The following is a 7,951-nucleotide window of genomic DNA, read 5'->3' as shown; positions in this document are numbered from 1 at the left end:
TTTAGGCTGGATGAAGGCGCTGATGGGCGTCGTGATCTACGTCGAACGGCGCGGAGACACCGTTAGGATTGTCTCGGCGCGCAAAGCAACCAGACAAGAGACAAAGCGCTATGAGCAAAGAATCAGGGACTAACTGGAAAAAGCTCGCAAAGATGAAGGATGAGGACATCGACCTCACGGAAATGCCCGAGCTGGACGACGCTTTTTTCAATCAAGCCGAGTTGCACGTGCCGCCAAAGCAAGCGGTCACCATGAGACTGGATGCCGATGTTCTCGAGTGGTTTCGTGAGCAGGGCAAGGGATATCAGACGCGCATCAATCGCTTGCTGCGAGCTTATATGGTGTCGCAGCAACGTCGGCATTCTTGAGGCTTAGCGGATCGTTTAGGGATCGCTTAAACCCCCGGATTAACCTGCGTCTTATCCCCCGCACCGCAATCCTCCGCGCGCGCGACAATCACCGAAATATTGTCGCGCCCGCCGCGCGACAGTGCGATTTCCAGCAAGCGTTGCGCGGCCAGTTGACAATCCGGCTCAGCCAGCTCGTCAGCCATCTCCTCTTCGCTAAGCTCATTCGACAAACCATCGCTGCATAGCAGAAACGTATCGCCGTCGCGCAGATCGACGCTGTCTTCGTCGAGTTCCAGCACATCGAGCGCGCCGACCGCGCGCGTTATCAGATGCTGCGCCGGATGATGCAGCGCCTCTTCGGCCGTCAATTGACCGCGCGCTTTGAGTTCTTCCACATGACTATGATCGCGCGTCAATTGCGTAAGCCGGCCGCGGCGTAGCAAGTAGATGCGACTATCGCCGGCCCAAAGATAAACACACGCGCCGTCACGCGCTGCAAGCAATACGACCGTGCTGCCAATGCGCGAGACCTGCCGCCGCAACGCTTCTGCGCGTAGCTGGGTGTTCACATCGAGCAATTGAGCGCGCGCATAGGCGATCGCGCTGTGCGATGTCATACCCGCAAGGCTCTCGATCACCATGCGGCTCGCGAGATCGCCTACGGCGTGGCCGCCCATGCCGTCCGCGACGGCCCATAAGCCGCGGTCGGGGGCATCGAGTATGGCGTCTTCATTGATCTGCCGCACGCAGCCGGTGTCGGTGCGTGCGGCGGATTTCCAGCGGAACTCTGTGGTGAAGGTCACGGCAGCCTCCGCAAAAGGGTTTCATGCCGACGAAACCAGCGGCCCGCTCATTGTGCGCCACACACGCGCAAAGCAATGTCAACGGACGCACACGCATTCACGATGCAATCCCGATTGAATGCGATCAACAAAGCGATCAGCCTGCGCGATTCGCCGACAACGCGTTCGGGCTGACAGTGAGATTCGCGCCGTTGCCGGTGTTGTTCACATCGACGACCTGCACCTGATTCACCAACTGGCCGATGTTGATGTTGTTGGTGATGTCGTAGATGTTCACCATGCCGCCGAGGCTCTGCTGCCGGTTCTCGACATACGGTGTGATCCAGCCGAATACCCACGGTGCGCCGCCACCACCGCCGATGGCGGCCATGGCCGCGTGATCGAGTTCGCGATCGAAGTCCAGATCGTTGATGGTAAGGGCGTTCATGTCGATGCTCCGCGTGGCAAGGGTGACGCACGGAGCTTATGCAAGGGCTATGCCGGATGACGATGTTCTCCCGCAGGAGCTTATCGGCTCTGGCTTTGCGCGGAATTAGCCCTCCGTCTGCCAAGGCTTCAGTTGGATGCCGACCAACATCCGTCATTTGTCCCGCTTCGCAAATCCAACACTGCTCATCGTCTGGATTTGGCGCTCCGAACCCAACAAACACGGCTAAAAACTGTTGGCTGACAAACACCATCGCCTCGCAAGTAGAGGCTTGGGTTTTTGCATTAACTCAACGAAATCAACGAGATAGAAACACTGGCAAGAAAGCTGCAAAAGGCATCGCAACGAAGCGCCAAACGAACACTCCGGCGCACCGACCGAATAAGAACGGAGCGAGCCATGACCACCAACCAGATCAACACCATCGACAGCATCGACGCAGAACCGGCAATCGGCACCGAACTCGTCACGCGCCGGACCGGCTACGAGCATCACGGTATCTACGCGGGCAATGGGATGGTCATCCACTATGCGGGCTTTGCCAAGTCGCTGCATCGCGGTCCGGTGGAGGAAGTGTCGCTCGCACAGTTCGCGGCGGGTCATGACGTGTTCGTGCGCCAGAACGCGGCCGCACGGTTCGTCGGCGTGGAAGCTGTGCGCCGGGCGCGCAGCCGTTTGGGCGAAGACCGGTATCAGCTTCTCACCAACAACTGCGAGCACTTCGTGACGTGGTGCCTGCATGGTCAGGCGCGCAGCCCGCAAGTGCGCGCTTGTTTTGCGCATCCGCGCGCCGCGATCCGCGCCGTGAGCGGACTTGCACGCGCTTATCTCGCCGCCCGCCGCCGCTCGGCGGCAATCAACGCCGCACTCGCTGTCTGATTGATCGTGGAGACCATCATGTACACCGCCGCCAGTTCCCTGAACTCACTTCACTGGGCCGTCGATAAGTGGCTTGCGCCGACCGCCGCGCACCCGGCACGCGTCGTGCGCATGGGCCGTTCACGGCTGACCGGATTGCATTTTGTATGTATCGAGGCCTGGCATGCAAAAGGCCCGCTCGCGATCGTATTTTTCAAGCACGAGGACGGCAGCTGGAATGTGTTTCCGCCGCAAGTGCGCCGTCCGGCGATGAGCGCGCAGCGCCTGGCTGCATGAGTCGCATGGCTATCGGCTTTGACATGACGAACGCGCTTTCGCTACTCTAAGGTTAAAAGCGGGACGCGCACGCGGCGCTCATGGTATTTTCGCGTCCGTGAACCAGTTCGTACATTATCCGAGGACTTGCCGATGACCCAGCCTGACTCCACATCCTCCGCCCGCGCGACGCCTGACTCCGAACTCGGCGACAATCCGCTCGGCATTGCGGGACTGGAGTTCGTCGAGTTCTCTAGCCCCGATCCGCAGCAACTGGCGACGCTGTTCGGCAAGCTCGGCTTTGTGCCGGTAGCGCGGCACGTTAGCAAGGACGTGACGCTTTATCGGCAAGGCAGCATGAATTTTTTGCTAAACGCCGAGCCGGATTCCTTTGCCACGCGCTTTGCCGTGACGCATGGCGTGGGAATCGCCGCGATTGCGATCCGCGTGCAGGATGCGCAAACCGCGCATGAACGTGCCGTCGAATACGGCGCATGGGATTTCGAAGGCGAGAAGATCGGTCCGAATGAACTTGCGATTCCGGCGATTCAAGGCATTGGCGATTCACATATTTATTTTGTCGATCATTGGCCGGGTAAGAACGGCAAAGAGACGTCCATTTACGATATCGACTTTCGCCCGATTGCCGGCGCAGACGCTGATCTGACAGGCACGGGCCTGCTCGAAGTCGATCACTTTACGCAGACAGTCGGTGCGGGCCGTATTAAAGAATGGCTCGATTTTTATAGCGAAGTGCTGCATTTCTCCGAGATTCATCAGGTTCATCCGGACTGGCATGTCTCTCAAGATTCTGCGGTGACGCTTTCGCCGTGCGGCTCGATCCGCATTCCGGTTTATGAGGAAGGCACGTATCGCACGGATCTGATGCAGCAATATCTGCCCGATCACGAAGGCGAGGGCGTGCAACATATCGCGCTGGCATCCGCAGATATCTTTGCCTCTGTCGATGCTCTGACCGCGCGCGGCGTGCGCTTTTTGCAGCCGCCGCCGCGCTATTACGATCAGATCGACGCACGCCTGACCGGACATGGTTTGGATATCGAACAATTGCGCAGCCGCGGCATTCTCGTAGACGGCGAGATTCTGCCCGACGGCACGCCGAAGCTGTTTTTACAGACGTTTCTTGAGCGCGAGCCCGGCGATATGTTCTTCGAGATCGTCGAGCGGCGCGGCCATCATGGCTTCGGCGAAGGCAATCTCAGCGCGATCGCAAAGGCGCGCACCTGATATTCATTGCACGACGATCGTACCCTGCATGTGCGGATGCAGCGAGCAGAAATACTTGTACGTGCCGGGTTTGTCGAACACATGCGAGAAGGTCTCGTTGCTGTCGAGCGGATCGGACTTGAAGCTCTTTCCTTCATCCGCGACGGTGTGCAGCATGTCGTCGTGATTGATCCACGTCACCTTCGTTCCGACCGGCACCGTGAGACTCGGCTGACTAAAAGCAAAATTGTCGATGCTGATGGTCGGTGCGCTGATCGCCGCGATTTGCTGTGGCGCTGGCTGTTGTGCACAAGCCGTCGGTATCACGCCGATCAAGCCTTTAACGACTAATGCTAAAGCCGCTTTGCGCATTAACTTGAATGCTAAAGGCCGCAGGTTAGCGGGCGAGACATAGTAAGCGAGTGAGGCGGCGTTCATGTTAAGCGGCTCCAAGCGGGGTATCGATAACGGCGAGATATTCGCGGCCTGAGACGTGTGTGACTTCACGCAGACCGAGCATCGAGCGCAAGCGGTCTGCGGGTACTTTCATCGGTCCGGGACCGGCCGGATCGCCGGGTGAAGGTTGCGGGAATGCGGTGGACATGGCGGAATAGAAGCGCATTTCGCCTTCCACTTTTTGCGCGACCTGATGCACGTGGCCATTCAACACGGTTACGGAACCAAAGCGCTTAAGCAAAGCTAATGCTTGCGCACTATCGTCGGTGCCCCAACCCCATTGCGGATAAAGCGCCCAAAGCGGAATGTGCGCAAATACGACAATCGGCGTGCTGCTGGAACGTCCCTGCAGATCACTCTTAAGCCACGCAAGTTGTGCATCGCCAAGAAAGCCTAAGCCGCCGCCCTTAAGATCGATCACGTTCGTCAAGCCGATAAAGTGCACGCCGCCTTGATCGAAGCTATACCAATGGCGATTACTGCCTTTACCGTATTGCTCGGAAAAGCGATCAAAAAACGGATTGCCGTCTTCCACCAAGACGTCATGTTCGCCGGGCACATAATGCACGGGCATGCCTGCGGTGTTGATGATTTGCGTTGCCGTATCGAATTGCGCCGGCTTGGACATATGCGTGATATCGCCGGTGTGAATCATGAAGGCAGGGCGCTGCTTCATGGCATCGACATGTTTGATGGCTTCTTCCAGCGTGCTGGTCGGTTCCGTGTTCGGGTCCTTGTTAAAGCCGATATGGCTGTCGCTGATTTGCACGAAGCTGAACGAACTGGTTTTCGCTTTAGGCTCCGCCGCTTCAGCCGATGAAATGATGCGCGACATCGGTACGCCGCCGCTCACGGTCCACAACACGCCCGCGCCGGCCCATGCCATACATGAGAGCGCGGTGCGGCGGCGCTTGCCGTGTTCGTCGAGTTCGTCTGCTTGTTCCGTGGTGCGCGTGTCTTGCGGGTCGTTTTTCATGACGGCTCCTTCAGGGTTCGGTGCGAATGATTGTGTGGTGTTGCGGCATTCGTCCATCGAACCGGCTAAAAGGGCGCGATATTCCCGGAATATTTTTTAAATTGGCCGGAATAAACGGGTGGCTGGCGGAGTAATCATCCGCAAGGGCGCTTGACGCCTGGCTAAGACCCGATCCGTTTCCCTGTCATAGGAGACTTGCGCGATGTGGCAAGGCAGGTCGAGAGAAGGCAAGTCCGCGCGCCGCGATTCAGCGGACCCGGCACATGCACTCCATGCGCGTTTCGAGGCAACCGTGGTGCCGCATCTCGATGCGGCCTATAACCTCGCGCGCTGGTTATCAGGCAGTCCGAGCGATGCAGACGATGTCGTGCAGGAAGCGTATTTGCGCGCATTTCGTTTCTTCGGCGGATTCGAAGACAAGGAGGATGGCAACGCGCGCGCATGGTTGCTCGCCATCGTGCGCAATACATGGTTTACGGAGTGGCGGCGTCGTGTGAATTACGCGGATGCGACGCCGTTCGACGAAGATATCGGCGGTGATGAAGCCTTGCCCGGTTGGTCCGAAGAAGCAGGTATCGATCCGGAAACGCTTGCCGTGCGCCGCGATGAAGTTCATCTGGTGCATCGTGCGCTCGAAACGCTGCCGATCACCTTCCGCGAAGTGCTGGTGTTACGTGAACTGGAAGACATGAGTTACAAGGAAGTGGCCGCCGTCACGGGCGTGCCGATCGGAACGGTGATGTCGAGACTGGCGCGGGGTCGCAAGATGCTTGCAGTCGCTGTACGCACTGCGCAGAGTCAGGACAAATCGAATGTGCGGCTTATCCGTCGTTCGGAACCGGGTCAGAGAGAGGAGTCGGGAAATGGAAAATAACGACACCGCCTCGCTCGCAACGAGGCTTACCGATGGTTCGCTCTATCAGCGCGCGCCCGTGCATCTGCATGCGCAAGTGCTGGCGCGCGTGCGCGAAGAAGCGAAGGCTCAGGAACGTGCGCAAGAGCGTGATCGCTTGCCAGAGCGCCGCGCGTCTCGCGGATGGGGATTTTCTTTAGCGGGACCGGGATCGTTCTTTGGCGGTGCGTTTGCAGGCGCAACGTTATCGGCGCTCGTGCTTGGCACCATACTGTGGTTTCAGGCCGTGCCGCGTGTAATGCCGAATTCGCCCGTTGCGCAGGAAATCGTATCGAGTCATGTGCGGGCATTGTTATCCGATCGCGCAATCGATGTTATTTCGAGCGATAAGCATACGGTCAAGCCGTGGTTCAACGGCAAGATCGACTATGCGCCTCCAGTGATCGACCCAGCCGGGCCGGGCTTTGCGCTGGTAGGCGGACGACTCGATTACATCGATCATCGGCCTGTGGCGGTGGTGGTGTATCGCTACCTCAAGCATCCGATCGACGTGTATGTGTTTCCCGAGCATAAAACGCCGCAAAGCAAAGACGGCAAGAACGAACCGCTGGTCACGCAATCGGACGACGGTTATGCGCTGGCCAAATGGAATCATGACGGCATGACTTTCTGGGCCGTCACGGATGCCTCCGGTTCGGTCCTTCGACAATTCGCCCAGGCAATTGAAACGGGCACGCCGCGTTAAGCGGACTGCAAAGAGTGCGCAAGGTTGCGCGCGGTATTCCTTAGGGAAGCCGCGCGCTTTTTTTTTGTTAAGCGTATACCCGCGCTTAACAATTCCTTTGGGACTAGTGCTTAAGGTCTGCACCTGAAACGCGCATTTTCCGTTTATTCCATCAATTGCACTAAAGATTTAGCCAGGACGTGTGCTAACGCGCGTGCGATTCGGGTATGTCCGAATATAACCCGATCCTTACATTTTTCTAAACTCACTCACCGCCTATGTAATCGATAACGCGCAGTGCACATAACCAAGCATTGCCAAACCTCAAGCGACTTTAGCGACGGAGACACACATGGGAATGCGGATGAAGTTCATCGCGGGTGCGCTCGCGCTCGGCGTTTTTTCTATGTCGTACGCAGCGGACCCGATCAAGATCGGCGTCGATGGGCCTTTTACGGGCGGTTCGTCTTCCATGGGTGTCAGCATGCGTGATGGCGTGCGGCTTGCCACGGCGGAGATCAATAAGTCCGGAGGCGTGCTGGGCCGCCAGATCGTGTTGGTCGAACGCGATGACGAAGCGAAGAACGAACGCGGCGTGCAGATCGCGCAGGAATTGATCAACAAGGAAAAGGTCGTCGCGGTGGTGGGGTATATCAACACCGGCGTGGCGCTGGCTTCGCAACGCTTCTTTCAGGAAGCCAAAATTCCCGTCTTCAATAATGTCGCGACGGGTTCCGTCGTGACGAAGCAATTCGACGATCAGCCCGACAACTACGTGTTCCGCAACGCCGCCGCCGACCGCATTCAGGCACCGATGATCGTGGAAGAAGCGGTGACGAAACGCGGCTTCAAGAAAGTCGCCATTCTCGCGGACTCCACCAATTACGGTCAGCTAGGCCGTGAGGATTTGGAAAAGGCTTTGGCCGCTAAAGGCGTCAAGCCGGTCGCCGTCGAGAAATTCAACATCAAAGATGTCGATATGACGGCGCAATTGCTAAAGG

The 7,951-nt window shown here is 57.9% G+C and carries 11 protein-coding genes; 7 read left to right on the top strand and 4 right to left on the bottom strand.

Going from position 1 to position 7,951, the window contains the following annotated elements:
* The first annotated feature begins 110 nt into the window (after positions 1 to 110).
* Complete coding sequence (locus P7F28_RS07210; RefSeq protein WP_277183831.1) at positions 111 to 368, top strand: BrnA antitoxin family protein; 258 nt, start codon at positions 111 to 113, stop codon at positions 366 to 368.
* A 26-nt stretch (positions 369 to 394) separates the two neighbouring features.
* On the opposite strand, the gene P7F28_RS07205 is transcribed toward P7F28_RS07210, so the two are convergent.
* Together P7F28_RS07205 and P7F28_RS07200 are read right to left on the bottom strand one after the other, a co-directional pair.
* Complete coding sequence (locus tag P7F28_RS07205; protein ID WP_277183830.1) at positions 395 to 1,153, bottom strand: protein phosphatase 2C domain-containing protein; 759 nt, start codon at positions 1,151 to 1,153, stop codon at positions 395 to 397.
* Positions 1,154 to 1,289: 136 nt separating this feature from the next.
* The gene (locus tag P7F28_RS07200) at positions 1,290 to 1,580 is read right to left on the bottom strand and encodes a hypothetical protein (RefSeq protein WP_277183829.1); all 291 of its coding nucleotides are present in this window, start codon (positions 1,578 to 1,580) and stop codon (positions 1,290 to 1,292) included.
* A gap of 399 nt (positions 1,581 to 1,979) precedes the next feature.
* Between P7F28_RS07200 and P7F28_RS07195 the strand changes: the two genes are divergently transcribed.
* The 3 genes from P7F28_RS07195 (at position 1,980) to P7F28_RS07185 (ending at position 3,962) form a co-directional block, all read left to right on the top strand.
* Entirely contained in the window at positions 1,980 to 2,459 is a 480-nt protein-coding gene (locus tag P7F28_RS07195) for a lecithin retinol acyltransferase family protein (protein WP_277183828.1), read from the top strand.
* 18 nt (positions 2,460 to 2,477) lie between these two features.
* A complete protein-coding gene (locus P7F28_RS07190; RefSeq protein WP_277183826.1) occupies positions 2,478 to 2,735 on the top strand; it encodes a hypothetical protein in 258 nt (85 codons plus the stop codon).
* A 132-nt stretch (positions 2,736 to 2,867) separates the two neighbouring features.
* Positions 2,868 to 3,962, top strand: a complete 1,095-nt coding sequence (locus P7F28_RS07185) for a 4-hydroxyphenylpyruvate dioxygenase family protein (RefSeq protein WP_277183825.1) — start codon at positions 2,868 to 2,870, stop codon at positions 3,960 to 3,962.
* A 3-nt stretch (positions 3,963 to 3,965) separates the two neighbouring features.
* Here P7F28_RS07185 and P7F28_RS07180 read toward each other — a convergent pair whose 3' ends face one another.
* Together P7F28_RS07180 and P7F28_RS07175 are read right to left on the bottom strand one after the other, a co-directional pair.
* On the bottom strand, positions 3,966 to 4,379 hold the full coding sequence (locus P7F28_RS07180; RefSeq protein WP_277183823.1) for a cupredoxin family copper-binding protein: 414 nt from the start codon (positions 4,377 to 4,379) through the stop codon (positions 3,966 to 3,968).
* 1 nt (position 4,380) lies between these two features.
* Positions 4,381 to 5,283: a metallophosphoesterase gene (locus P7F28_RS07175; protein ID WP_370467258.1), complete on the bottom strand. Its 903-nt coding sequence runs from the start codon at positions 5,281 to 5,283 to the stop codon at positions 4,381 to 4,383.
* Positions 5,284 to 5,575: 292 nt separating this feature from the next.
* Between P7F28_RS07175 and P7F28_RS07170 the strand changes: the two genes are divergently transcribed.
* The 3 genes from P7F28_RS07170 to P7F28_RS07160 all read left to right on the top strand — a co-directional run.
* Positions 5,576 to 6,247 (top strand): RNA polymerase sigma factor, encoded by a 672-nt coding sequence (locus P7F28_RS07170; protein WP_277183820.1) that lies wholly within the window; start codon positions 5,576 to 5,578, stop codon positions 6,245 to 6,247.
* Complete coding sequence (locus P7F28_RS07165; RefSeq protein ID WP_277183819.1) at positions 6,237 to 6,971, top strand: anti-sigma factor; 735 nt, start codon at positions 6,237 to 6,239, stop codon at positions 6,969 to 6,971. Before P7F28_RS07170 ends, P7F28_RS07165 begins: the two co-directional genes overlap by 11 nt.
* Positions 6,972 to 7,308: 337 nt before the next feature.
* Positions 7,309 to 7,951 (top strand): ABC transporter substrate-binding protein (locus P7F28_RS07160; RefSeq protein ID WP_370467257.1); only part of this gene is annotated, 643 nt, incomplete at its 3' end.

Source organism: Caballeronia sp. BR00000012568055 (genome assembly GCF_029439455.1).
Classification (GTDB): Bacteria; Pseudomonadota; Gammaproteobacteria; order Burkholderiales; family Burkholderiaceae; genus Caballeronia.
This window is presented reverse-complemented; position numbering and strand designations above follow the sequence as displayed.

Excerpts from the sequence above, each read along its gene's own strand:
- P7F28_RS07200 (WP_277183829.1), bottom strand. The coding sequence starts at position 1,580 with ATGAACGCCCTTACCATCAACGATCTGGACTTCGATCGCGAACTCGAT.
- P7F28_RS07210 (WP_277183831.1), top strand. The coding sequence starts at position 111 with ATGAGCAAAGAATCAGGGACTAACTGGAAAAAGCTCGCAAAGATGAAG.
- P7F28_RS07170 (WP_277183820.1), top strand. The coding sequence starts at position 5,576 with ATGTGGCAAGGCAGGTCGAGAGAAGGCAAGTCCGCGCGCCGCGATTCA.
- P7F28_RS07195 (WP_277183828.1), top strand. The coding sequence starts at position 1,980 with ATGACCACCAACCAGATCAACACCATCGACAGCATCGACGCAGAACCG.
- P7F28_RS07175 (WP_370467258.1), bottom strand. The coding sequence starts at position 5,283 with ATGGCATGGGCCGGCGCGGGCGTGTTGTGGACCGTGAGCGGCGGCGTA.
- P7F28_RS07165 (WP_277183819.1), top strand. The coding sequence starts at position 6,237 with ATGGAAAATAACGACACCGCCTCGCTCGCAACGAGGCTTACCGATGGT.
- P7F28_RS07180 (WP_277183823.1), bottom strand. The coding sequence starts at position 4,379 with ATGAACGCCGCCTCACTCGCTTACTATGTCTCGCCCGCTAACCTGCGG.
- P7F28_RS07190 (WP_277183826.1), top strand. The coding sequence starts at position 2,478 with ATGTACACCGCCGCCAGTTCCCTGAACTCACTTCACTGGGCCGTCGAT.
- P7F28_RS07185 (WP_277183825.1), top strand. The coding sequence starts at position 2,868 with ATGACCCAGCCTGACTCCACATCCTCCGCCCGCGCGACGCCTGACTCC.